We start from the raw sequence: 23,334 nt of genomic DNA on the forward strand, positions 1-23,334 counted from the left end.
CAGCGGCTTCACGAGCTTGCGAGCTGGAGCCATGCAATACCGATGACGCCCCCGCGCAGGCAACTGAGGAACGCTCGGCGTCGCGGGCGATTGTACGTCTGTACATGCGCATTACTCACCACGTTCGCCCTTAGGGGCCTCACCAAACTACGTTGGCCGCTCGCGGCCTGCCGGACCTGTTCTCGACGCGGCAGGGCCGACGCGCAGCACCAGCGGCTCAGCCTTTGGTGGAGAAACGATAGCCAGTCCCGCGCACGGTTTGTACCAGGTTTTCGTAGGCATCGCCGAGCGCCTTGCGCAGGCGACGGATATGCACGTCGACGGTACGTTCCTCGACGTAGACGTTGCCACCCCAGACCTGATCGAGCAGCTGGCCACGGGTATAGGCGCGCTCCTGATGGGTCATGAAGAATTGCAGCAGGCGGTATTCGGTCGGCCCCATTTCGGCCGGTTTGCCGTCGATGGTGACGCGATGGCTGATCGGGTCGAGCAGCAGGCCACCGACCTCGATCGGCGCCTCGCTGTCGCTCGGGCCGGCCCGACGCAGCACGGCCTTGAGGCGCGCCACCAGCTCGCGCGGCGAGAAGGGCTTGGTGATGTAGTCGTCGGCGCCGACTTCCAGGCCCTGGATCTTGTTGTCCTCTTCACCCTTGGCGGTGAGCATGATGATCGGGATATCGCTGGTCAGCTCGTCGCGCTTCAGGCGGCGCGCCAGCTCGATGCCACTGGTACCCGGCAGCATCCAGTCGAGCAGGATCAGATCGGGTTTGCGGTCGACGATGACGGCATGGGCCTGCTGGGTATTCTCCGCTTCCAGGCACTCGTAACCGGCCATTTCCAGGGCCACCGCGATCATTTCGCGGATCGGTGCTTCGTCATCGACGATCAGGATGTTCTTGCCAACCATGGGGCCTTAGCCTCTGTTCGTTCATCTGTCTGCGCCGCATTAGATAACGGAATTATTGCAGCGATATGACAAGCGCGCGGCAGTGCCGGGAGCAGGGTCGCGATTTCGCCCGCTGACGCACGCCGCCAACGGGAGCGACCGTCGAGGCTGAGCGCCAGCGCAGCATGCTTATCGCTCACTCAGCGCAGGGCGTAGTCCAGCACGATGCCGATGAAGATCGCCAACCCCGCCCAGTGGTTGTGCAGGAAGGCGTTGAAGCACACCAGCGGCTCGCGGCGGCGGGTCACGTGAAACTCCCAGGCGAAGCAGGCAGCGGCCACCAGCAGGCCAAGATGGAAGTACAGGCCCAGTTCGAAGCGCGCACCGGCCAGCAGCAGGCAGAGCAGCGCCAGGCCCTGCAGGGTCGCGATGATCAGGCGGTCGGCGTCGCCGAAGAGGATGGCGGTGGACTTCACCCCGATCTTCAGGTCGTCCTCGCGGTCGGCCATCGCGTAGTAGGTGTCGTAGGCCACCGTCCACAGCAGGTTGGCGATGTACAGCAGCCAGGCCTCGGGCGGCAGGCTGCCGGTCTCGGCGGTGAAGGCCATCGGCATGCCCCAGGAGAACGCTGCGCCGAGCACCACCTGGGGGTAGAAGGTGTAGCGCTTCATGAAGGGGTAGCAGGCGGCCAGGGCCAGGCCGCCGAAGGACAGCCAGATGGTGGTGGCATTGGTGAACAGCACCAGCACGAAACTCAGCGCCACCAGCACGGCGAACAGCGCCAGCGCTTCGCGTGGCGTGACCTTGCCGCTGGCCAGCGGGCGTGCCTTGGTGCGGCTGACATGGCCGTCGAAGTTGCGGTCGGCGTAGTCGTTGATCACGCAGCCTGCGGCGCGCATCAGCATCACGCCGACGACGAAGATGAACAGGTTCTTCACGCTCGGCACGCCCTCCCCCGCCACCCACAGCGCCCACAGCGTCGGCCATAGCAGGAGGTAGATGCCGATGGGCTTGTCCAGGCGCATCAGCTGGATGAAGTCCCAGGCACGCGGGTGCAGGCGGGTGGTCGATTGCAGCAGGCGGGTGTACATCGTGGCGTCTCCGTGCAGGTTGCGCGGATTATAAAGGGGTTGGCGGCGCAGGGTGGATGACGCGGTCCTCATCCACCGTTGCAGGCGCCAGGTACGCCCATGCCTTCGGGCACTGGCGCGCCGCGCAGGCGCTTGCTGGCAGACGCGGCACGGGCTTGCGGCCTACGCTTCGAGACCCGCCGCCTGCCAGAACGCCGGCAGGAAGACTTCGGCCACCAGCACGCCGAGCGCTGCGCGGCTGAAGCAGGAGCGCCGCGCCCACAGGCGCTCTTCACGCACCGCCTGCGGCAACCAGGCGGCCGGATAGCGACAGGCCTGCAGCTCGCCGCGGTCGAAGGCGCGGTCGCTGAACAGCAGTTCGCCCAGCGAGCGGCTGCCCAGTTCAGCCAGGTTCAGTCCGGAGCCTTCGAGCACGCTGCGCGCCGCCACGCTGCGGGCGAAGACCCAGGGCTGCCCGTGGCCACGCAGGTAGACCTCGCGCACCCAGCCCTGGCTGCCATCGGCCACGCCGAGCAGGGCGCATTCGTCGTTGCGCAGGCGCTGCCAGCCTTCCTGCAACGGGGTCACGGAGAAGCCGTCGTGCGACAGGGCCGTCAGGCGCCGTGTCAGCGAGTCACCGTTGAACAGCCAGTCGCGGACAGCGGCAGTCGGTTGCGGATGCAACTGGGCCTGGGTCAACCAGCGCGGAGGATGAGCGAGGGCGGCGTGAGACACGGAGAACAATCACCACGGATCGGAAGCGCGCGAGTCTACCACGCTGCGTCCGGGCTGCCTCAGTAGGGTGGCGGCGCGTACAGCTGAGCCGCTCCTGGCTCGCCGAGCAACTGCTCGAGAATTTCGTGGTGCATGGCCAGCAGCTTGCCGTTGCGCTCGTTGAGGCGCTTGCACTGCCCGGCCAGCAGGCCAAGCTGCTCCCAGGTGTGGGAAAGGTGATTGCGCTGGGCCTGCGGATAGCGCGCCAGCAGCTTGTGCATGGCGCTGTGGCCGGTACCCAGCTGGAAGGCGGCCAGGACCTTGCTGCGACGCTCGGCCCGCGCCCTGGCCTGGTCCACCAGTGGCAGGATCTGCTCGTTGAGCAGGTCGATCTGCCGGCTGTCGCGCTTGAGCAACTGCTGATACAGCTCCTGCATCAGCCCGCGCAGGGCGAGGTAGTCGGCGCAGTCCTGATGCAGGTCCTGCTCGACGACCTGGAGCAGTTGTTGCTCACGCGCTGTGGTCACGCATCGCTACCGCTGTGATAGGTCAGCATGCTGCTGGCCAGCGCCGCCGGGTCGCTGCTCAGCTCGCCATTGGCCAGCGCCGCCTTGAGCTGGGCGACCTTGTCCAGATCGACGTCCGGCAGGCTCTGCAGCGCCGCCTGCACCTGTTCGAGACGCGGCTCGGCGCCTGCACTGGCGCGCGCGGGGGTCTCCTGCTGCGGCCGCGCGCCCTGCACCTTGGCGGGGACGTCGCTGGGCAGGTTGAGACCGGGCTTGAGGTGCCTGCTGATTTCCATGATTCGAATCCAACTCGTGGTGTTATGGCCTAAGAGCGACCCGATACGGCCAGCACTTAAACCCCAGGCGAAAAAAATAATCTCGCGGCGCCGCCCGTCAGCTGACCTGGGCGCGCCACCAGGCCTGCGCCGCCAGGCCATCCTGGATCTTCTGTTCCTGGCGGGCAAGCAGCTCATGCCACTGGCCCAGCTTGCTTTCGAGAAACTGGTTGATCACCTTCTCGCTGCGCATGGCCGTCAGCAACTCGCGCTGGATACGCGCCAGGTTCTCCTCGGCCAGCGCCAGCTCGCGGCGCTGCAACTCCACCATCTTGTACAGCGTGGCCTTGTAGCGCTGCTGGTTGTCGCGCTGCAGCGGCGTGGTCATCGGCACGCTGAAACCGCACAGGCGGCTGAGCCCGGTGATGTTGTTGCGATAGCGCTGGCACAGGTTCTGTTGATAACTGACCCGACCGAGCATCTGCTGCACCCGGTTGCCACGCAGGCTGGCCAGCCGCCCCAGCACTTCTAGCTGCTCTTTCATTTGATGATGCTCTGCAAGGTGGCGATGCTGGCGCCGAGCTCGGCGGCGACGCCGACCTCCTGGCGCAGGAAGCGTTCGAGGCTCGGCGCCAGCTGCACGGCGCGGTCGGTCCGGGCATCCATGCCCGGCGTGTAGCCGCCGAGCGGGATCAGCTCCTTGATCTTCTCGAAGGTGCTGTAGAACTCCTTGAACTGGCGGCCTGCGGCCAGGTGCGCGGCCTCGCCGACCTGGCTCATGCAGCGGCTGACCGAGGCGGAGATGTCGATGGCCGGGTAATGCCCGACATCGGCTAGGCGCCGCGATAGCACGATATGGCCATCGAGGATCGCCCGTGCGCAGTCGACGATCGGGTCCTGGTGGTCATCGCCCTCGGCCAGCACGGTGTAGATGGCGCTGAGGCTGCCGCTGCCGCTCTCGCCGTTGCCGGCACTCTCCACCAGCTCCGGCAGCATGCCGAACACCGACGGTGGATAACCCTTGGTCGCCGGCGGCTCGCCCAGCGCCAGGGCGATCTCGCGCTGGGCCATGGCATAGCGGGTCAGCGAGTCGACCAGCAGCAGCACATCCTGGCCCTGGTCGCGGAAGTAGGCGGCGATGCTGTGGCACAGCTCGGTGGCCTTCAGCCGCATCAAGGGTGATTCGTTGGCCGGCGCCACCACCACCACGGCCTTGCGCAGGCCCTCTTCGCCAAGCGAGTGGAGAATGAACTCCTGCACCTCGCGGCCACGCTCGCCGATCAGCCCGACCACCACCACGTCGGCCTTGGTCTGCCGGGTGATCATGCCCAGCAGCACGCTCTTGCCCACCCCGGAACCGGCGAACAGGCCGACGCGCTGCCCCTTGCCCAGGGTCAGCAGGCCATTGATGGCGCGCACGCCGACATCCAGCGCCGCCTCCACCGGTCGGCGCTTGAGCGGGTTGACGCTGGGCAGCTCGACCGGCAACGGATCGCGACCACTGAGCTTGCCGCGCTCGTCGAGCGGCTCGCCGAGGCCATTGACCACCCGCCCCAGCCAGGACTCGTCGATGTGCAGCACCGCCTCGTCCTTGGCCGGGAAGACCCGCGAGCCAGCCGCCAGGCCGACCGGTTTCTTGAACGGCATCAGGTAGGTGATATCGCGGTTGAAGCCGACCACCTGGGCGTCCAGCAGGCTGCCGTCGGCCTGCTCCACACGGCAGCGCTGGCCGGTGCTGCGCTGGCAGCCGAGGCTTTCCAGCAACATCCCGGAGACCCGCACCAGGCGCCCGGCCACCTTGGCCAGTTGCACGCCATCGAGCGAGCGCAGCGCTTCGTCGAGTTTGTAGTCGAGCATGCTGGCGACGGCTCCCGGTCAGGCTTCGGTCAGGTGCAGGTGTTCGGCCAGGGTGTCGATGCAGGCATCCAGGCGTTGCTGGCAGCCGACGTCGGCCTCGGCCTGTGGCGTGACCACCCGGCATTCGCCGAGCGCCAGGCGCTCGTCGGCCACCAGCTTCCAGCCCGCGGCACGTTCCGGCGCCACCGACCTGATCCGCGCGTACTCCTCGGGGCTCAGCAGCACCTGAACATCTTCCGGCTCGCCCGGCATGCCGCTCAGGGCCTCCTCGACCAGCGCCAGCAGCTGCGTCGGATGCAGGGTCAGCTCGCAGCGAATGACCTGCTGCGAGACCTTCCTGACCAGCTCCAGCAGCTCCTGGCGACGCTTGTGCTCCAGTTCGCCGAGGTAGTGCTCGACCTGCTCGCTGATGGCCTGCAGCGGCTGCGCCGCCAGCTCGAAGGCGCGGCGCCCCTCGCTGCGCCCTTCGTCACGGCCGAGCTTCATGCCGTCCTCGCGGCCCTGCTCGAAACCGGCCTGGCGCCCGGCCTCCTCGCCCTGCTGCAGACCGTCCTGATAGCCCTTCTCGATGCCCTGCTGGAAGCCATCGGCCATGGCCCGCTGCAGCCCGGCCGGATCGCCGCTCCAGTCCTCGCTCGGTTGGCTGCTGCGCGGCGGGAAGCGGTAGGCGCGCCACTGCCGGGCGTCGCCGTTGATCACCTTGAGCGTCATCTCATTCCACCGTCTGTTCGCGGAACAGCTGCACCTGCAGCTCACCATTGGCCGACATCTCGCGCACCACCGCCATGATGTCCTTGCGCACCTGCTCGACCCGGCTCAGCGGCACCGGGCCCTGGCGGCGGTTGATCGACTCCATCTGCTGCGCCTGACGCTTGGGCATGGCGCCAGCGATGGCGCGCACCAGCTCCGGCTCGGCGCCCTTGAGCGCGACCACCCACTCCTCCAGCGGCACGGCTTCGAGCAGCGCCTGCAATACGTCCTGGTTCTGCCGCGAAAGGATGAAGAAGTCGTACATTTCATCCTCGATGCGCTCGACCAGCTGATCGTCATGCGCGCGCAACAGCTCGAACATCTGCCCGCGGTCACCCTTGAAGCGGTTCATGATGTCCGCTGCCTGCTTGATGCCGCGCACCTGCGAACCCTGGGTGCTGAGCACGGCCAGGCTGCGCTCGATCAGAAGCTCCAGCTCGGCGATCACGTCGCTGTTGACCTCGCTGAGGTTGGCGATGCGGTACAGCAGCTCGTCCTGCCGCTCGCGCGGCATGCACTCGAGCACGTCGCTGGCCATGCCGGGCGGCAGGAAGGCGAGGAACACCGCCTGCATCTGCGCGTGTTCCTTGGCGATCAGCGCGGCGAACTGCTTCGGGTCGAGCCACTCCATCTTGGCCATCTTGGCGCGGATCTCCTCGCCATAGATGCTGTCCAGCAGCGAACGGGTGATCTCGCTGCCCAGCGCCTTGCTGAGCATGCCGTCGAGGTAGCCACGCGAGGCGCCCTTGATGCTGCTCTGCTCCTTGTAGTCCTCGAAGAAGCGGCCGATGACGTCGGAGACCATCGGCTGCTTGACGTTGGACAGGCGCGCCATGGCCTGGCTGATGGCGACGATTTCCTCGCGGGAGAAGTGCCTGAGCACCCCGGCGGAAATCTCGTCGCCCATGCTCAGCATGAGAATGGCGGCCTGCTCGGAGGAGCTCAACGAACGCTTCTGCACGCGCAGGCGCATTTCCTTGGCGGTGGAACCGCCGCGGCCGTCAGGCTGGGTTGAGGTCTCGTTCATTGCGCCCTATCCACTGTTTGATGACTTCCGAGACGCGCTCGGGATCGTTCTTGGCCAGCATCTGCAGGTGTTCGATCTGTAGCTCCAGGCCCGAACCGGGCGCCGGCAGACGGATTTCCGACAACGGGCTGAGTTCACCGAGCACGGTGGCCCCAGGCGCGTCGTCACCCACACGCGCCAGCAGGCGCTCGGCGGCGCGTTCGGCATGCAGGGCGAGCTGCTCGTCGCCCTCGCTCGCCGCAGGCAGCCCAGGCTGGCTGCGCTGGCTCAGGCTGCGCACGGCCGGACGCACCACCAGCAGCAGGAGCAACAGGCTGATCAGGGCGAACACGCCGAGCTTGGCCAGGTCATGCACCTTGGCGTCCTGCCACCAGGGCAGAGCCTCGCCCGCCGCAGTCGCCAGGCCGGCGTCGGTGAAGGGGAACACGCTCAGGGTCAGCAGGTCGCCACGCGCCTGATTGAAGCCCACCGCACTCTTGACCATCGCCGCGAGTTCCTCGCGCGCCTCGGGCGTCCAGCCACCTTCCGGGGCCACGGCGGCATTGAGCACCACGGCGATGCTCTGCTGGCGCAGGCTGAACGGCGCATGCTTGACGTGCGTGACGCTCTGGTCGTAATCCAGCTGGCGGTTGGACTCCTTGCGCAGCGAGGTGGCCGCCTTGTTCGCGCTGTCCTGCTCATTTGCGGCCTGCCCCGGGGCCGGCTCGGGCGCCGGTTGCGGCGGGCGGTTGGCCAGCGACCCCGGCACCCCCAGCGCCAACTGGTCGAGCACGCTCTCGTCGCGCAGCACTTCGTTGCGCAGGCGCGGCGTATCGCCGTAGGACTGGAAGGTCTCTTCCTTCTGGCTGAAGTCGATGTCGGCGGACACGCTGATGCGGTAGTTGCCGCCACCCAGCACCGGCGCCAGCACCGCCTCGGCATTGGCCACTGCCTTGCTCTGGTAGTCGTCGACCACCTGCCAGTTCTGCACCGGGCCGCCGTGGCTATCGATCCCGCGGGACAGCAGCGCACCGTACTGATCGACCACCTGCACGTTGCCCGCCTCCAGCTGCGGCACGCTGCCGGCGACCAGATTGACGATGGCGCTGATCTGCTCCGGCGTCAGCTTGTAGCCCGGTGCCAGCTGCAGCATCACCGAGGCCTTGCCCGGCTCGCGCTTGCCGACCACGAAGGAGCTGCTTTCCTGCAGCGCCAGGTGCACGCGCGCGCCCTCGACGCCCTTCAGCGCCATAACCGTGCGCGCCAGCTCGCCCTCCAGGCTGCGCTTGAGGCGCACGTCCTGGACGAACTGACTGGTGCCCAGCGGTTCATCCTTGTCGAACAGCTCGTAGCCGGCCGGCACCTTGACCTGTACGCCCTTGGCCGCCAACAGCATGCGCGCCTGGCTCAGCTGGTCCTCGCGCACCAGCACCTGGCCGCTCTGCGGGTGCAGGCGGTAGCTGATCGCATCGCCATCGAGCACCTGCATCACTTCGGCCGCCGGGTAGGCCTCGCCGCTGCCGTACAGCGGCCGGAACGAACCCTGGTCGCGCCAGAGATAGAACACCACGCCGACCGCCAGCAGCGCGGCCAACAGCGCCAGCCCGGCCAGGGTCATGCGCGGGTCGAGTTTCAGCCCGCCTTCGGGCAGTTTGCTTCTCAGGGTCTGCAGCACGCGTCAGGTCTCCGCTCCGCTTACAACGGCATCTTCATGATGTCGTCGAAGGCGCTGGCCAGCTTGTTGCGCACCTGCATCAGCGCACTGAACGAGACGCTGGCCTTCTGGCTCTCGATCATCGCCCCCACCAGGTCATCGCTCTGCCCGCTGTCCACGGCCGCCATCAGTTCGCCGGAGCGATGCTGCTGAGCGTCCACGGCGCGCACCGCATCGTCGAAGGCGGCGGCGAAACCCGCCTCGCCGGGCTGCACGGCGAAGGCTTGCGCCGGCTGGACCGGGGTCGCCTCGCTGAGGCTTCTGAGCTGTTCCATACGGCCCAGCAGATCCTGCTGCACCTGACTGATCGAGTTCATCCTTTGCTTCTCCTAAACGGGAATCTGCACGCCCTGCTCACGCATGGCATTGAGGCGATAGCGCAGTGCGCGTGGGGTCATGCCAAGGCTTTCGGCGGCCTTGGTCTTGTGCCCGCCGAAACGGCGGATGGTGTCGATCACATGCTGGTACTCGGCCCACTTGCCGCTTGCGCGCAGCGCCGCCTTGCCGCCTTCGAGCGCCTGTGGCTGCAGGCGTGGCGCCGGCTCCGGGGCGCTGCTGGGCGGCAGGCTCAGGCCCAGGTCCTGCGCCTGGATGTACAGGCCGTTGCGCAGGATCAGCGCGCGCTGCAGACAGTTCTCCAGTTCGCGCACGTTGCCCGGCCAGTCGTGGGCCAGCAGGGCGCGGCAGGCGTCCTCGGTCAGCAGTTCGTGGCGCGCATCCTGCGGCGCGTACTGGCGGATGAAACGTCGCGCCAGCGCCAGTACATCCTCCTTGCGCTCGCGCAGCGGGCTGATGTGCAGTGGCAGCACATCGAGGCGGAACATCAGGTCGGCACGGAAACGCCCTTGCGCCACCTCCTGCTGCAGGTCGCGGTTGGTGGCGGCGATGATGCGCACATCCAGGGCGATCTCGCGACGTCCACCGAGGCGTTCGACGCGCTGCTCCTGCAGCACGCGCAGCAGCTTGGCCTGCAGGCCCAGCGGCAACTCGCCGATCTCGTCGAGCAGCAGCGTGCCGCCGTTGGCCAGTTCGAACTTGCCGGGCTGGGCGTTCACCGCGCCGGTGAAGGCGCCTTTCTCGTGGCCGAAGAGGATGGACTCGAGCATCTGCTCGGGAATCGCCGCACAGTTGACCGCGATGAAGGGCGCGTCGTCCTGGGCTGAGAAGCGATGAATGTAGCGCGCCATCAGCTCCTTGCCGGTGCCGGTCTCCCCGGTGATGAGAATCGGCGCACGGGTCATCGCCACGCGTTGCGCCATGGCCAGCAGACGACGCCCGGCCTGCGAGCAGGAGACGAAACCTTCCTCGCCGGCGCTGGCCGATTCCTGGCGACGCAACAGTGCGCTGAGCTGAGCCTCGCTGAAGGGTGCCAGGAGGTAGTCGACGCAGCCCAGTTCGAGCAGCGTCGCGGCCTTCTCCTGATCGGCATACTCCACCACCGGCACCACGCCGACGCGACCGACCTGGCGCAGGATCGCGCCCACCTGTGCATAAAGGGTGCTGCCGGCCAGGCTGCTGACGAACACCAGCACCAGGCTGGCGCCTTGCAGCGCATGCGGGTCGAGTTCAAGGCAGTTGGCGAAACGCCGGACACGGAAGCCCTGGCGCAGCAGACCGCCCGTCAACAGACGCTCGCTGGCCGCGTCGGCCTGGCCGACCACGACTATATGTTGCTGCCCCAGCTGTTCATCGAACAGCTCGTCGCAGGCGTAACTTACCGTTTGAGTTGAGTGCTGCAAGGTAAATCACCCGTTGTCTGTGTGCGTTCGGCGGCTGCCTTCGACCCCGTGTGCAAAACTGCCAACTCGATGACAGTTTTTTTTCACGCGGTCCCTTAATCTTTCGAAACTTCCCGTCGCTCTTGTTGGTCAACTCGGCGGAACTTGCCGATGCACCTTCCCTGGGTGCGACGGTTCACGGCGCGAACGTTAACAAGCGCACAAAAAATCGCCGAATTACTTGCTGTTATTTCCTATCAATGCTGGCCAGCCGCTATCAAAAACAGCATTTGATATCTATTGATTTAATTTCCCGCCCTCCCTCCCCCTAGACTCGCCCTCGTCATCACTGGCTTGCAGCGCTGTGCCTGGATGAATTCGACGCCACGACCACGGCTTCCCGCCATGGCCTGCCGGTAAATCAAAACGTCCTCTGCACTGCCTGTTCGACTGCCGAACAGCGCTCGCGCAGTTACAACCAGGAATACAGCTCACAACATGACCGGGATTAAAAAAGTCCTTCATGGCGTGCCCGCCGACAGTCTGCCCCGGTTGAAACCGCAGAAACTTGGCCGGCATTACCACAAGATTCCTCACTATATTCGCGAGCTCTCCGCCAAATACCCGCGCATCATCAGCGACTACTTTCTGCGCGCCTATCGAATCAATCTCGAACTGCTGCGGGTCGACGTGCATGAGCACGTGAACAGGGAAGCCGAGTGCCGGTATCGCTCGGCCCTGGGCAAGGTCGGTTTCGCGATGGATCGGGCGCTGCTGACCGAAGCGCTGGAGTGCTACTACGGCGGCACCTGCCTGCCCAATCACGAGGCGCCGCCGGTCAGCACCTCGGAACAGCGCATGCGCACACGCCTGGGTCTGGATGTCGCCCAGCTGTTCGCCCGCTCGATTCTCGCCGGCCAGACCTTCGGCAAGCTCGAGTCCTACGAGAACGCCTACGAAGAAGCGGCCTGGGAGTACGTGGCGGAGCTGCAGTTCAGCAGCCATATCACCGGCAGCCAGTCGTCGATCTTCATCTACCTGGATACGCAACTGGTCGACGAGATGACCAGCCGCCTGACCCCGCCGGCGCCCCCCGCGCAGAGCGGCAGCTCGCTCAACCAGATCCGCCAGTTGCCGGTGCGCCTGGATTGCGTGGTCGCCAGCCTGCAGATGCCGCTGGCGCAGGCGCTTGCCCTGCGTCCCGGCGACGTCCTGCCGATGCGACTGCTCGAGCACTGCGATGTAAAGATCAACCAGCAGAAGCTGTTTCGCGGCGCCATCTTCGAAGACGAAGGCGCCTTGTTCCTGACTTCTCTCGAGAGTGTGAAGACCCCATGAGCAGCCCCATTTCCGACAACGATTTCGACAGCCTGATCAACGATGCCGGCCTCGGCACCGACGAGCTGGTCAGCGAATCGACGCCCGCAGAAGCGCCGGCCAGCCTGCCACAGCAGGACCTGAGCTTCTTCGGCAAGATCCCGGTCAACGTCACCCTGGAGGTGGCCTCCACCGAGATCACCCTCAAGGAGCTGATGGACGTCGACGCCGGCAGCGTGATCGCCCTCGACAAGCTGGCCGGCGAGCCGCTGGATGTGAAGGTCAACGGCGCCCTGTTCGCCAAGGCCGAAGTGGTGGTGATGAACGGCAACTACGGCCTGCGCATCGTCGAGCTGTCCGGTAGCGGCCTCAGCGGGCTGGGCGTGTGATGCGGCGCCGCCTGCTGCAATCCGGTCTGCTGCTGACAGCCCTGTGCTGCCCGTTGCTGGCCCAGGCCGCCGGTGGCGACATCACCCTGTTCAACTTCAACGACAGCGAAGATGGCCAGACCCTGAGCGTCAAGCTGCAGATCCTGCTGATGATGACGCTGCTGGGCTTCCTTCCGGCCATGTTGATGATGATGACCTGCTTCACCCGCTTCATCATCGTCCTGGCCATCCTGCGCCAGGCCATCGGCCTGCAGCAGAGCCCGCCCAACCCGGTGCTGGTCGGCATCGCCCTGTGCCTGACGCTGCTGGTGATGCGCCCGGTCTGGCAGGAGATGTACAGCGAAGCCTACGTGCCATTCGAAGCCGACCAGATCAGCCTCGAACAGGGCCTCGGTGAAGGCAAGCGCATCATCAGTCGGTTCATGCTGGCGCAGACCAGCAAGAACTCGCTGGAAACCCTGGTCGCCCTGGCCGGCGAGGAGATGCCCGAGGACCTGGCCCAGCTGGACTTTTCCCTGCTGCTGCCGGCGTTCGTCCTCAGCGAGCTGAAGACCGCCTTCCAGCTCGGCTTCATGATCTTCGTGCCGTTCCTGGTGATCGACCTGGTGGTGGCCAGCGTACTCATGGCGATGGGCATGATGATGCTCTCGCCGATGATGATTTCGCTGCCGTTCAAACTCATGGTGTTCGTGCTGGTGGATGGCTGGACCCTGCTGGTCGGCACCCTCACCACCAGCATTCAGCCCTACTAGCGAGGCCCGCGCGATGCTCACGCCCGAACACGCCGCCGAACTGGTGGCCCACGCCGTCTACATCACCGGCCTGATCGTCTGCGTGCTGGTGGTGCCGAGCCTGCTTGGCGGCCTGCTGGTGAGCATCTTCCAGGCGGCCACGCAGATCAACGAGCAGATGCTCAGCTTCCTCCCGCGCCTGCTGATCACCCTCGCCATGCTGGTGTTCGCCGGCCACTGGATCCTGCGCACGCTGGGCGACCTGTTCATCGAAACCTTCAAGCAGGCCGGCCATCTGGTCGGCTGACGCCATGCCCATGCACGAGCCCTTGCTGCATGCCAGCACCTACCTGAGCAGCCTGCAGGCCTACTGGTGGCCCTTCTGCCGCATCGCCGCGCTGCTCAGCATGGCGCCGCTGTTCAACCACAAGACGGTATCGGTGCGCGTACGCATCCTCCTCGCCCTGGCCCTGACCGTGGCGCTCGGTGCGGCCCTGCCGGACATGCCGCAGATCGACCCGCTGTCGTTGCGCGGCGTGCTGACCGCCCTGGAACAGGCCGCCTTCGGCATCCTGCTGGGCCTGACCCTGCAGCTGGTGTTCACCATCTTCATGCTGGTCGGCGAGGTGGTATCGACCCAGATGGGCATGAGCATGGCGCGCTACAACGACCCGGTGAACGGCGTGTCGTCGTCCTCGATCGTCTATCAGCTGTACTTCATCCTGCTGGTGCTGCTGTTCTTCGCCATCGACGGTCACCTGGTCACCGTCAGCGTGCTGTACCAGAGCTTCCTGTTCTGGCCGGTGGGCAGCGGCCTGCATTACCTGGGCGCCGAGCACTTCATCCAGGCCTTCGCCTGGGTACTGGCGGCCGCCGTGCTGGTGACGCTGCCGATCGTGTTCTGCCTGACCCTGGTGCAGTTCTGCTTCGGCCTGCTCAACCGCATTTCGCCGGCGATGAACCTGTTCTCCCTGGGCTTCCCCATCAGCATCCTGATGGGCCTGCTGTGCATCTACCTGACCCTGCCGAACCTGCCGGACAGCTACCTGCACCTGACCCGCGAGCTGCTCAACGGCATCGGCGTGATCCTGCGCGAGGGCGGCGATGTCTGAGCAGAACAGCGGCCAGGAGAAAACCGAAGAAGCCTCCGCGCACAAACTCAAGAAGAGCAAGGAAGACGGCCAGGTCGCGCGCTCCAAGGACCTGTCGACCACCATCTCGCTGATCGCCACCCTGTTCATTCTCAAGTTCAGTGCGGGGCTGTTCATGGAGGGGCTCAGCGACAGCTTCCGCCTTTCCTACATTCAGTTCGGCCACAGCGAGATCGGCCTGGACGACCTCGACACCCTGCTCGGCTACAACCTGCTGGTGTTCATCAAGCTGCTGTCGCCGCTGCTGCTCACCTCGCTGCTGGTGGTGGCGTTGTCATTGGTGCCGGGAGGCTGGGTGTTCTCGGCGAAGAACTTCGCGCCCAAGCTGAGCAAGCTCAATCCCATCACCGGCCTGGGACGGATCGTCTCCGCGCAGAACTGGAGCGAGCTGCTCAAGTCGATCCTCAAGGTGCTGGTGCTGCTCGCCGTCGGCTACGTGCTGGTGCGTGCCGCCTTGCCCCAGCTGATCGCCCTGCAGCGCAGCAGTGTGCTGGAAGCGATCTCGGCGGCGCTGGACCTGACGTTCAACCTGACCCTCTGCCTGATGCTGATCTTCGTGGTGTTCTCCTTCATCGACATCCCGCTGCAGCGCTACTTCTTCCTCAAGAAAATGCGCATGACCAAGCAGGAGCGCAAGGAAGAGCACAAGAACCAGGAGGGTCGCCCGGAGGTCAAGGCGCGCATCAAGCAGTTGCAGCGGCAGATGCTGCAACGGCAGATCAGCAAGGTGATCAAGAACGCCGACGTGGTCATCACCAACCCGACGCACTACGCGGTCGCCCTCAAGTACGACACGAAAAAGGCCCAGGCCCCCTTCGTGCTGGCCAAGGGGGTCGATGAAACCGCGCTGTACATGCGCCAGATGGCCGCCAAGCACGAACTCGAGGTCGTCGAAGTGCCGCCGCTGGCGCGCGCCATCTACTTCACCACCCAGGTCAACCAGCAGATTCCCGCACCGCTCTACACCGCGGTCGCCCATGTACTGACCTATATCCTGCAGCTCAAGGCCTGGCGCCAGGGCCGCAGAAGCAAGCCGCAACTGGCGAGCAACCTTCCGATTCCCGACAGCTTGGCCAACAGGGGCTGATCCATGAACCTACTGCAGCAACTCGCGCCCACCTTCCGCAGCGGCCGCATCGGCATCCCGGTGCTGATCCTGTCGATCCTGGCCATGGTCATCCTGCCACTGCCGCCCGTGCTGCTCGATGCCCTGTTCACCTTCAACATCGCCATGGCGATCCTGGTGCTGCTGGTCAGCGTGTCGTCGAAAAGCCCGCTGGACTTCTCCCTGTTCCCCACGGTGATCCTCATCACCACCCTGCTGCGCCTGTGCCTGAACGTCGCCTCCACCCGCGTGGTGCTGCTCGAAGGTCATACCGGCACCGGCGCGGCGGGCAAGGTCATCGAATCCTTCGGCGAAGTGGTGATCGGCGGCAACTTCATCGTCGGCCTGGTGGTGTTCGTGATCCTCATGATCATCAACTTCATCGTCATCACCAAGGGCGGCGAGCGCATCTCCGAAGTCACCGCGCGCTTCACCCTGGACGCGCTGCCCGGCAAGCAGATGGCTATCGACGCCGACCTCAACGCCGGCCTGATCGAGCAGAACGAGGCCAAGCGTCGCCGTTCGGAAGTGGCCAAGGAAGCCGACTTCTACGGGGCCATGGACGGCGCCTCGAAGTTCGTCCGGGGCGACGCCATCGCCGGCATCCTGATTCTCCTGATCAACCTGTTCGGCGGCTTCGCCATCGGCCTGTTCGTCTACGACCTGAGCGCCGGGCAGGCATTCCAGCAGTACGCCCTGCTGACCATCGGCGACGGCCTGGTCGCGCAGATTCCGGCGCTGCTGCTGTCCACCGCCGCGGCGATCATCGTCACGCGGATCAACGAATCCTCGGAAATCACCGACCAGGTGCACCGTCAGTTGCTGGCGCAGCCGGCGCTGCTCTACACCGTGGCCGGCATCCTCTTCACTCTGGCCCTGGTGCCGGGCATGCCGCACCTGGCGTTCATCAGCTTCGCCGCCCTGGTGGCCTTCGTCGGCTGGATGGTGGCGCGCAACGGCCCTCCCCGAGAGGCTGCCAGCCTGGAGCAGGTGGAGGCCCTGGGCAAGGCGATGGAACAGGAACGCGCGCAGAACCTGGCCTGGGAAGACATCCCCCTGGTCGAGCGCCTGTCGGTATCGCTGGGCTACAAGCTGGTAGGGCTGGTCAACGAGGCCGCCGGGGCACCGCTGACCCAACGTGTACGCGGTGTACGCCAGACGCTCTCGGAAAGCCTGGGTTTCCTCCTGCCGGAAGTGCATATCCGCGACAGCCTGCGTCTGAAGGCCTCGCAGTACAGCATCCAGATCAACGGCGAGAAGATCGACGGCGCCGAACTGCATGCCGACCGCATGATGGCCATCCCTTCACCGGAGCTGTACGGCGAGATCGACGGCATACTCGGCGTCGACCCGGCCTACCGCATGCAGGTGGTGTGGATTCAGCCGGAAGACAAGGCCCGCGCGCTCAACCTCGGCTACCAGGTGATCGACTGTGCCAGCGTGATCGCCACCCACCTGAACAAGGTGATCCGTGAACACCTGCCGGATGTGTTCAAGCACGATGACGTCGACCATCTGATGCAGCGCCTGCAGGTGCAGGCACCGAAGCTGGCCGACAGCCTGAAGACCCAGCTGAGCTACACCCAGCAGCATCGCGTCTACCGCCAGCTGCTGCAGGAGCAGGTGCCGCTCAAGGATATCGTCACCATCGCCACCACCCTGCTGGAGGCCAGCGAGTCGACCAAGGACCCGGTACTGCTCGCCTCCGATGTGCGCTATGCCCTGCGCCGCAGCATCGTCGGCATGATCGCCGGGGAGCGTCAGGAACTGTCGGTATTCATCCTGGAAAATGCGCTGGAGAACACCCTGCTCAACGCCCTGGCCATCGCCCAGCAGGCCGGCCCGGTGAGCCTGGACAACATCCCGGTCGAACCCAGCCTGCTCAACCAGCTGCAGAACACCATGCCGGTGGTGAAGGAGAAACTGCGCAAGGACGGCCATCCGCCGATCCTCACCGTCATGCCACAGCTGCGCCCCCTGCTGGCGCGCTATGCCCGCGTCTTCAGCCCCGGCCTGCATGTGCTGTCGCAGAACGAGATCCCGGACAGGGTAGGCGTCAACATCCTCGGCACCCTGGGCTAGTCGAGAAGCCTCCCGACAGGGTGGATGCCGCACTCGGCATCCGCCCCATCAGCCCTGCCATCCGAGGCTCACGCCTTCTCCTTGCGCAGCTTGCGCATTCCCTCGATCAGACGGACGTACTCGGCCGAATCGCCCTGCAGGGCCATGCCCGCTTCGAAGAAGCCGGTGCGGCTGTTCTCCTGCGACCACTGGCAGACCATGTCCACGTCCACCTGACGCAGGTTCCCCTCCCGATCGCGCATGCGCACTCTCAGCTTGAGCGTGCTGCCCGGCTCTACGAGCGCATCGCTCAGCAGCTTCATCCCACACTCGGAAACGTCGCCGGCATAACCGATCAGCGCGTCGCGCTCTCGATCACTGATCTTGATGCGAAAGGTGGAACGGAAGGTGATTCGACTCGATTGACGCATAGGAGATTGCCTTAGTGCTCGCCACGTCTGGCTGGATCGCGAGGATCAGGTGCTATCGATCGACGTCATGCGAAGAGGACGTACGCGTTGATAACCTGTGATTCATCAACGCAAGGCGACCGGCAGGAGGGATTACTTAAGCCCGCTTGCAGAGTGACTACCCCAGATGCGGCGATCGCCGCATCGCCCGCAAGCGGGCTCCTACAGGGGTTCGTGGCACTCAGGCCTAGGCGCCGCCGCGTAGGAGCCGGCTTGTCGGCGATCAGCCTTCGCCCGTATGCCCGGCGCTGTCCGCGCCCGACTTTCTGCCGCGCAAAGAAGAAACCCCAGACCTCGTTAGAGATCTGGGGTTTCGTATAGGAGCTTGACGATGACCTACTCTCACATGGTGAAGCACCACACTACCATCGGCGATGCGTCGTTTCACTACTGAGTTCGGGATGGGATCAGGTGGTTCCAACGCTCTATGGTCGTCAAGCAATTCGGTTGGGATCTCGCGGTAAGGCGCGATCCCTTGGATACGTGATAGAGGCTTGTAGCTCTCGCAAATTTTCGGCTTTCTGTCGACTTCACCATCGACACCCTCTGCTGTCAGAGCAGATTGTTTGGGTGTTATATGGTCAAGCCTCACGGGCAATTAGTACAGGTTAGCTCAACGCCTCACAGCGCTTACACACCCTGCCTATCAACGTCGTAGTCTTCGACGGCCCTTTAGGGGAATCAAGTTCCCAGTGAGATCTCATCTTGAGGCAAGTTTCCCGCTTAGATGCTTTCAGCGGTTATCTTTTCCGAACATAGCTACCCGGCAATGCCACTGGCGTGACAACCGGAACACCAGAGGTTCGTCCAACCCGGTCCTCTCGTACTAAGGTCAGCCCCTCTCAAATCTCAAACGTCCACGGCAGATAGGGACCGAACTGTCTCACGACGTTCTAAACCCAGCTCGCGTACCACTTTAAATGGCGAACAGCCATACCCTTGGGACCGGCTTCAGCCCCAGGATGTGATGAGCCGACATCGAGGTGCCAAACACCGCCGTCGATATGAACTCTTGGGCGGTATCAGCCTGTTATCCCCGGAGTACCTTTTATCCGTTGAGCGATGGCCCTTCCATACAGAACCACCGGATCACTAAGACCTACTTTCGTACCTGCTCGACGTGTCTGTCTCGCAGTCAAGCGCGCTTTTGCCTTTATACTCTACGACCGATTTCCGACCGGTCTGAGCGCACCTTCGTACTCCTCCGTTACTCTTTGGGAGGAGACCGCCCCAGTCAAACTACCCACCATACACTGTCCTCGATCCGGATAACGGACCAGAGTTAGAACCTCAAGGTTGCCAGGGTGGTATTTCAAGGATGGCTCCATGAGAACTGGCGTCCCCACTTCAAAGCCTCCCACCTATCCTACACAAGCAAGCTCAAAGTCCAGTGCAAAGCTATAGTAAAGGTTCACGGGGTCTTTCCGTCTAGCCGCGGATACACTGCATCTTCACAGCGATTTCAATTTCACTGAGTCTCGGGTGGAGACAGCGCCGCCATCGTTACGCCATTCGTGCAGGTCGGAACTTACCCGACAAGGAATTTCGCTACCTTAGGACCGTTATAGTTACGGCCGCCGTTTACCGGGGCTTCGATCAAGAGCTTCGCTTGCGCTAACCCCATCAATTAACCTTCCGGCACCGGGCAGGCGTCACACCCTATACGTCCACTTTCGTGTTTGCAGAGTGCTGTGTTTTTAATAAACAGTCGCAGCGGCCTGGTATCTTCGACCGGCATGGGCTTACGTAGTAAATACTTCACCCTCACCGGCGCACCTTCTCCCGAAGTTACGGTGCCATTTTGCCTAGTTCCTTCACCCGAGTTCTCTCAAGCGCCTTGGTATTCTCTACCTAACCACCTGTGTCGGTTTGGGGTACGGTTCCTAGTTACCTGAAGCTTAGAAGCTTTTCCTGGAAGCATGGCATCAACCACTTCGCATTCTAAAAGAACGCTCGTCATCAGTTCTCGGCCTTGATCTCCCGGATTTACCTAAGAAACCAGCCTACAACCTTAAACACGGACAACCAACGCCGTGCTGGCCTAGCCTTCTCCGTCCCTCCATCGCAGTAACTAGAAGTACGGGAATATTAACCCGTTTCCCATCGACTACGCATTTCTGCCTCGCCTTAGGGGCCGACTAACCCTGCGTCGATTAACGTTGCGCAGGAAACCTTGGTCTTTCGGCGTGCGAGTTTTTCACTCGCATTGTCGTTACTCATGTCAGCATTCGCACTTCTGATACCTCCAGCAAGCTTCTCAACTCACCTTCACAGGCTTACAGAACGCTCCTCTACCGCTCATCCAAAGGATGAACCCGTAGCTTCGGTGTATGGTTTGAGCCCCGTTACATCTTCCGCGCAGGCCGACTCGACTAGTGAGCTATTACGCTTTCTTTAAAGGATGGCTGCTTCTAAGCCAACCTCCTAGCTGTCTAAGCCTTCCCACATCGTTTCCCACTTAACCATAACTTTGGGACCTTAGCTGACGGTCTGGGTTGTTTCCCTTTTCACGACGGACGTTAGCACCCGCCGTGTGTCTCCCGTGCTGACACTTGCTGGTATTCGGAGTTTGCATCGGTTTGGTAAGTCGGGATGACCCCCTAGCCGAAACAGTGCTCTACCCCCAGCAGTGATACACGAGGCGCTACCTAAATAGCTTTCGAGGAGAACCAGCTATCTCCGAGCTTGATTAGCCTTTCACTCCGATCCACAGGTCATCCGCTAACTTTTCAACGGTAGTCGGTTCGGTCCTCCAGTCAGTGTTACCTAACCTTCAACCTGCCCATGGATAGATCGCCCGGTTTCGGGTCTATACCCAGCGACTAAAGCGCCCTATTAAGACTCGCTTTCGCTACGCCTCCCCTATTCGGTTAAGCTCGCCACTGAATATAAGTCGCTGACCCATTATACAAAAGGTACGCAGTCACCCAACAAAGTAGGCTCCCACTGCTTGTACGCATACGGTTTCAGGTTCTATTTCACTCCCCTCTCCGGGGTTCTTTTCGCCTTTCCCTCACGGTACTGGTTCACTATCGGTCAGTCAGTAGTATTTAGCCTTGGAGGATGGTCCCCCCATGTTCAGACAAGGTTTCTCGTGCCCCGTCCTACTCGATTTCATTGATAAGAGCGTTTCGTGTACGGGGCTATCACCCACTACGGCGGCACTTTCCAGAGCCTTCCACTACACTCAAATCAACTTAAGGGCTAGTCCCCGTTCGCTCGCCACTACTTAGGGAATCTCGGTTGATTTCTTTTCCTCAGGGTACTTAGATGTTTCAGTTCCCCTGGTTCGCCTCTTGCACCTATGGATTCAGTACAAGATACCCGGCTTATGCCGGGTGGGTTCCCCCATTCAGAGATCTCTGGATCACAGTCTGTTTGCCGACTCCCCAAAGCTTTTCGCAGGCTACCACGTCTTTCATCGCCTCTGACTGCCAAGGCATCCACCGTATGCGCTTCTTCACTTGACCATATAACCCCAAGCAATCTGGTTACTGTCTCAATCGTGAAGACGACATCGCCGAAAATTTGCGTCTTGAGAACTACAAATTTTGCCTTGATTAACAATGTGCAGTGAAACACATCGTTAGTCACTTCTATCACATATCCAAATTTTTAAAGAACGATTTGTACCGGTCAAAAGACCAGAAATCAGCACTCAACAGGTCATCACCTGAAGCGCTCATTTCTGAACTCTCTACGATCATGCTGTAATGGTGGAGCCAAGCGGGATCGAACCGCTGACCTCCTGCGTGCAAAGCAGGCGCTCTCCCAGCTGAGCTATGGCCCCGTAAGCATCTGCACCTGAATTGGTAGGTCTGGGCAGATTTGAACTGCCGACCTCACCCTTATCAGGGGTGCGCTCTAACCAACTGAGCTACAGACCTATCACAGGGTCGCCGCGTTACAGCATCGTCTTCTACAGTGAATCAAGCAATTCGTGTGGGAGCTTATGAGAAAGCTGAAGTCTTCGATTAAGGAGGTGATCCAGCCGCAGGTTCCCCTACGGCTACCTTGTTACGACTTCACCCCAGTCATGAATCACTCCGTGGTAACCGTCCCCCCGAAGGTTAGACTAGCTACTTCTGGAGCAACCCACTCCCATGGTGTGACGGGCGGTGTGTACAAGGCCCGGGAACGTATTCACCGTGACATTCTGATTCACGATTACTAGCGATTCCGACTTCACGCAGTCGAGTTGCAGACTGCGATCCGGACTACGATCGGTTTTATGGGATTAGCTCCACCTCGCGGCTTGGCAACCCTTTGTACCGACCATTGTAGCACGTGTGTAGCCCTGGCCGTAAGGGCCATGATGACTTGACGTCATCCCCACCTTCCTCCGGTTTGTCACCGGCAGTCTCCTTAGAGTGCCCACCATAACGTGCTGGTAACTAAGGACAAGGGTTGCGCTCGTTACGGGACTTAACCCAACATCTCACGACACGAGCTGACGACAGCCATGCAGCACCTGTGTCTGAGTTCCCGAAGGCACCAATCCATCTCTGGAAAGTTCTCAGCATGTCAAGGCCAGGTAAGGTTCTTCGCGTTGCTTCGAATTAAACCACATGCTCCACCGCTTGTGCGGGCCCCCGTCAATTCATTTGAGTTTTAACCTTGCGGCCGTACTCCCCAGGCGGTCAACTTAATGCGTTAGCTGCGCCACTAAAATCTCAAGGATTCCAACGGCTAGTTGACATCGTTTACGGCGTGGACTACCAGGGTATCTAATCCTGTTTGCTCCCCACGCTTTCGCACCTCAGTGTCAGTATCAGTCCAGGTAGTCGCCTTCGCCACTGGTGTTCCTTCCTATATCTACGCATTTCACCGCTACACAGGAAATTCCACTACCCTCTACCGTACTCTAGCTCGCCAGTTTTGGATGCAGTTCCCAGGTTGAGCCCGGGGCTTTCACATCCAACTTAACGAACCACCTACGCGCGCTTTACGCCCAGTAATTCCGATTAACGCTTGCACCCTTCGTATTACCGCGGCTGCTGGCACGAAGTTAGCCGGTGCTTATTCTGTTGGTAACGTCAAAACCGCAGGATATTAGCCTACAGCCCTTCCTCCCAACTTAAAGTGCTTTACAATCCGAAGACCTTCTTCACACACGCGGCATGGCTGGATCAGGCTTTCGCCCATTGTCCAATATTCCCCACTGCTGCCTCCCGTAGGAGTCTGGACCGTGTCTCAGTTCCAGTGTGACTGATCATCCTCTCAGACCAGTTACGGATCGTCGCCTTGGTGAGCCATTACCTCACCAACTAGCTAATCCGACCTAGGCTCATCTGATAGCGCAAGGCCCGAAGGTCCCCTGCTTTCTCCCGTAGGACGTACGCGGTATTAGCGTTCCTTTCGGAACGTTATCCCCCACTACCAGGCAGATTCCTAGGCATTACTCACCCGTCCGCCGCTGAATCCAGGAGCAAGCTCCCTTCATCCGCTCGACTTGCATGTGTTAGGCCTGCCGCCAGCGTTCAATCTGAGCCATGATCAAACTCTTCAGTTCAATACTGCTTGGGTTTTGATAAAACCCTAAACTTGGCTCAGCAATCGCAAATAAACTCTCGAATTCACGAGTGTTACTTGTGATGCTGATAATCAGTTGACT

Annotated in this window: 20 protein-coding genes, 2 tRNA genes and 3 rRNA genes; 7 read left to right on the forward strand and 18 right to left on the reverse strand. The window is 62.5% G+C overall.

The window, feature by feature from the left end; all coding sequences use genetic code 11:
• Window positions 1–217: 217 nt before the first annotated feature.
• The 12 genes from phoB to JLK41_RS24265 all read right to left on the reverse strand — a co-directional run bounded on the left by phoB (window position 218) and on the right by JLK41_RS24265 (window position 10,517).
• The gene (gene phoB, locus JLK41_RS24210) at window positions 218–907 is read right to left on the reverse strand and encodes a phosphate regulon transcriptional regulator PhoB (protein ID WP_003242584.1); all 690 of its coding nucleotides are present in this window, start codon (window positions 905–907) and stop codon (window positions 218–220) included.
• A 179-nt stretch (window positions 908–1,086) separates the two neighbouring features.
• Window positions 1,087–1,977 (reverse strand): 4-hydroxybenzoate octaprenyltransferase, encoded by an 891-nt coding sequence (gene ubiA / locus JLK41_RS24215; protein WP_210390018.1) that lies wholly within the window; start codon window positions 1,975–1,977, stop codon window positions 1,087–1,089.
• 162 nt (window positions 1,978–2,139) lie between these two features.
• Window positions 2,140–2,691 (reverse strand): chorismate--pyruvate lyase family protein, encoded by a 552-nt coding sequence (locus tag JLK41_RS24220; protein WP_037051402.1) that lies wholly within the window; start codon window positions 2,689–2,691, stop codon window positions 2,140–2,142.
• A 59-nt stretch (window positions 2,692–2,750) separates the two neighbouring features.
• On the reverse strand, window positions 2,751–3,197 hold the full coding sequence (flgN, locus tag JLK41_RS24225; RefSeq protein WP_037051093.1) for a flagellar export chaperone FlgN: 447 nt from the start codon (window positions 3,195–3,197) through the stop codon (window positions 2,751–2,753).
• The gene (gene flgM, locus JLK41_RS24230; protein ID WP_210390019.1) at window positions 3,194–3,472 is read right to left on the reverse strand and encodes a flagellar biosynthesis anti-sigma factor FlgM; all 279 of its coding nucleotides are present in this window, start codon (window positions 3,470–3,472) and stop codon (window positions 3,194–3,196) included. The genes flgN and flgM overlap by 4 nt, the downstream gene beginning before the upstream one ends.
• A gap of 97 nt (window positions 3,473–3,569) precedes the next feature.
• Window positions 3,570–3,995 carry a flagellar FliJ family protein gene (locus JLK41_RS24235; protein ID WP_037051089.1) on the reverse strand — a complete coding sequence of 142 codons (426 nt, stop codon included), beginning with the start codon at window positions 3,993–3,995 and terminating at the stop codon, window positions 3,570–3,572.
• Window positions 3,992–5,308 carry a flagellar protein export ATPase FliI gene (fliI, locus tag JLK41_RS24240; RefSeq protein WP_037051087.1) on the reverse strand — a complete coding sequence of 439 codons (1,317 nt, stop codon included), beginning with the start codon at window positions 5,306–5,308 and terminating at the stop codon, window positions 3,992–3,994. The genes JLK41_RS24235 and fliI overlap by 4 nt, the downstream gene beginning before the upstream one ends.
• Window positions 5,309–5,326: 18 nt before the next feature.
• Window positions 5,327–6,019 (reverse strand): flagellar assembly protein FliH, encoded by a 693-nt coding sequence (gene fliH, locus JLK41_RS24245; protein WP_037051086.1) that lies wholly within the window; start codon window positions 6,017–6,019, stop codon window positions 5,327–5,329.
• Window position 6,020: 1 nt separating this feature from the next.
• Window positions 6,021–7,085, reverse strand: coding sequence for a FliG C-terminal domain-containing protein (locus JLK41_RS24250; protein ID WP_037051085.1), 1,065 nt, complete (start codon window positions 7,083–7,085; stop codon window positions 6,021–6,023).
• Window positions 7,060–8,739, reverse strand: a complete 1,680-nt coding sequence (gene fliF, locus JLK41_RS24255; RefSeq protein WP_210390020.1) for a flagellar basal-body MS-ring/collar protein FliF — start codon at window positions 8,737–8,739, stop codon at window positions 7,060–7,062. Before fliF ends, JLK41_RS24250 begins: the two co-directional genes overlap by 26 nt.
• A 20-nt stretch (window positions 8,740–8,759) precedes the next feature.
• Window positions 8,760–9,095 (reverse strand): flagellar hook-basal body complex protein FliE, encoded by a 336-nt coding sequence (gene fliE / locus JLK41_RS24260; RefSeq protein WP_037051080.1) that lies wholly within the window; start codon window positions 9,093–9,095, stop codon window positions 8,760–8,762.
• A gap of 12 nt (window positions 9,096–9,107) precedes the next feature.
• Window positions 9,108–10,517: a sigma-54 interaction domain-containing protein gene (locus JLK41_RS24265; protein ID WP_134677617.1), complete on the reverse strand. Its 1,410-nt coding sequence runs from the start codon at window positions 10,515–10,517 to the stop codon at window positions 9,108–9,110.
• 477 nt (window positions 10,518–10,994) lie between these two features.
• Here JLK41_RS24265 and JLK41_RS24270 point away from each other — a divergent pair, with 477 nt between their 5' ends.
• From JLK41_RS24270 to flhA, 7 genes are read left to right on the forward strand one after another with little or no spacing between them, the layout of a single operon-like run.
• Window positions 10,995–11,834 carry a FliM/FliN family flagellar motor switch protein gene (locus JLK41_RS24270; protein ID WP_210390021.1) on the forward strand — a complete coding sequence of 280 codons (840 nt, stop codon included), beginning with the start codon at window positions 10,995–10,997 and terminating at the stop codon, window positions 11,832–11,834.
• Window positions 11,831–12,202 carry a flagellar motor switch protein FliN gene (gene fliN, locus JLK41_RS24275; protein ID WP_047587253.1) on the forward strand — a complete coding sequence of 124 codons (372 nt, stop codon included), beginning with the start codon at window positions 11,831–11,833 and terminating at the stop codon, window positions 12,200–12,202. Before JLK41_RS24270 ends, fliN begins: the two co-directional genes overlap by 4 nt.
• Complete coding sequence (gene fliP / locus JLK41_RS24280; RefSeq protein ID WP_037051400.1) at window positions 12,202–12,954, forward strand: flagellar type III secretion system pore protein FliP; 753 nt, start codon at window positions 12,202–12,204, stop codon at window positions 12,952–12,954. The genes fliN and fliP overlap by 1 nt, the downstream gene beginning before the upstream one ends.
• A gap of 13 nt (window positions 12,955–12,967) precedes the next feature.
• Window positions 12,968–13,240, forward strand: a complete 273-nt coding sequence (locus JLK41_RS24285; protein WP_037051071.1) for a flagellar biosynthetic protein FliQ — start codon at window positions 12,968–12,970, stop codon at window positions 13,238–13,240.
• A 10-nt stretch (window positions 13,241–13,250) separates the two neighbouring features.
• Window positions 13,251–14,045: a flagellar biosynthetic protein FliR gene (gene fliR, locus JLK41_RS24290; RefSeq protein ID WP_047587258.1), complete on the forward strand. Its 795-nt coding sequence runs from the start codon at window positions 13,251–13,253 to the stop codon at window positions 14,043–14,045.
• Window positions 14,038–15,171 (forward strand): flagellar biosynthesis protein FlhB, encoded by a 1,134-nt coding sequence (gene flhB, locus JLK41_RS24295; RefSeq protein WP_047587261.1) that lies wholly within the window; start codon window positions 14,038–14,040, stop codon window positions 15,169–15,171. Before fliR ends, flhB begins: the two co-directional genes overlap by 8 nt.
• A 3-nt stretch (window positions 15,172–15,174) precedes the next feature.
• Window positions 15,175–17,271 (forward strand): flagellar biosynthesis protein FlhA, encoded by a 2,097-nt coding sequence (gene flhA / locus JLK41_RS24300; RefSeq protein ID WP_047587263.1) that lies wholly within the window; start codon window positions 15,175–15,177, stop codon window positions 17,269–17,271.
• Window positions 17,272–17,339: 68 nt separating this feature from the next.
• Here flhA and JLK41_RS24305 read toward each other — a convergent pair whose 3' ends face one another.
• From JLK41_RS24305 to JLK41_RS24330, 6 genes are all read right to left on the reverse strand, one after another.
• Window positions 17,340–17,681 (reverse strand): PilZ domain-containing protein, encoded by a 342-nt coding sequence (locus JLK41_RS24305; RefSeq protein ID WP_210390022.1) that lies wholly within the window; start codon window positions 17,679–17,681, stop codon window positions 17,340–17,342.
• A gap of 362 nt (window positions 17,682–18,043) precedes the next feature.
• Window positions 18,044–18,159: ribosomal RNA gene (rrf, locus tag JLK41_RS24310) — 5S ribosomal RNA — on the reverse strand.
• 138 nt (window positions 18,160–18,297) lie between these two features.
• Window positions 18,298–21,190: ribosomal RNA gene (locus JLK41_RS24315) — 23S ribosomal RNA — on the reverse strand.
• Window positions 21,191–21,434: 244 nt separating this feature from the next.
• Window positions 21,435–21,510 (reverse strand) — tRNA-Ala (locus JLK41_RS24320).
• A gap of 20 nt (window positions 21,511–21,530) precedes the next feature.
• A tRNA-Ile gene (locus JLK41_RS24325) sits at window positions 21,531–21,607 on the reverse strand.
• Window positions 21,608–21,695: 88 nt separating this feature from the next.
• Window positions 21,696–23,232, reverse strand: a 16S ribosomal RNA gene (locus tag JLK41_RS24330).
• Together the 16S, 23S and 5S rRNA genes with 2 tRNA genes alongside form the textbook arrangement of a ribosomal RNA operon.
• Window positions 23,233–23,334: the final 102 nt, after the last annotated feature.

Source organism: Ectopseudomonas khazarica, assembly GCF_017915135.1.
In the GTDB taxonomy this organism is placed as follows: domain Bacteria; phylum Pseudomonadota; class Gammaproteobacteria; order Pseudomonadales; family Pseudomonadaceae; genus Aquipseudomonas; species Aquipseudomonas khazarica.

Coding starts and splice junctions, on each gene's coding strand:
- phoB (WP_003242584.1), bottom strand. CDS start 907: ATGGTTGGCAAGAACATCCTGATCGTCGATGACGAAGCACCGATCCGC.
- ubiA (WP_210390018.1), bottom strand. CDS start 1,977: ATGTACACCCGCCTGCTGCAATCGACCACCCGCCTGCACCCGCGTGCC.
- flgM (WP_210390019.1), bottom strand. CDS start 3,472: ATGGAAATCAGCAGGCACCTCAAGCCCGGTCTCAACCTGCCCAGCGAC.
- JLK41_RS24235 (WP_037051089.1), bottom strand. CDS start 3,995: ATGAAAGAGCAGCTAGAAGTGCTGGGGCGGCTGGCCAGCCTGCGTGGC.
- fliI (WP_037051087.1), bottom strand. CDS start 5,308: ATGCTCGACTACAAACTCGACGAAGCGCTGCGCTCGCTCGATGGCGTG.
- fliH (WP_037051086.1), bottom strand. CDS start 6,019: ATGACGCTCAAGGTGATCAACGGCGACGCCCGGCAGTGGCGCGCCTAC.
- JLK41_RS24250 (WP_037051085.1), bottom strand. CDS start 7,085: ATGAACGAGACCTCAACCCAGCCTGACGGCCGCGGCGGTTCCACCGCC.
- fliE (WP_037051080.1), bottom strand. CDS start 9,095: ATGAACTCGATCAGTCAGGTGCAGCAGGATCTGCTGGGCCGTATGGAA.
- JLK41_RS24270 (WP_210390021.1), top strand. CDS start 10,995: ATGACCGGGATTAAAAAAGTCCTTCATGGCGTGCCCGCCGACAGTCTG.
- fliN (WP_047587253.1), top strand. CDS start 11,831: ATGAGCAGCCCCATTTCCGACAACGATTTCGACAGCCTGATCAACGAT.
- fliP (WP_037051400.1), top strand. CDS start 12,202: ATGCGGCGCCGCCTGCTGCAATCCGGTCTGCTGCTGACAGCCCTGTGC.
- JLK41_RS24285 (WP_037051071.1), top strand. CDS start 12,968: ATGCTCACGCCCGAACACGCCGCCGAACTGGTGGCCCACGCCGTCTAC.
- fliR (WP_047587258.1), top strand. CDS start 13,251: ATGCACGAGCCCTTGCTGCATGCCAGCACCTACCTGAGCAGCCTGCAG.
- flhB (WP_047587261.1), top strand. CDS start 14,038: ATGTCTGAGCAGAACAGCGGCCAGGAGAAAACCGAAGAAGCCTCCGCG.
- flhA (WP_047587263.1), top strand. CDS start 15,175: ATGAACCTACTGCAGCAACTCGCGCCCACCTTCCGCAGCGGCCGCATC.
- JLK41_RS24305 (WP_210390022.1), bottom strand. CDS start 17,681: ATGCGTCAATCGAGTCGAATCACCTTCCGTTCCACCTTTCGCATCAAG.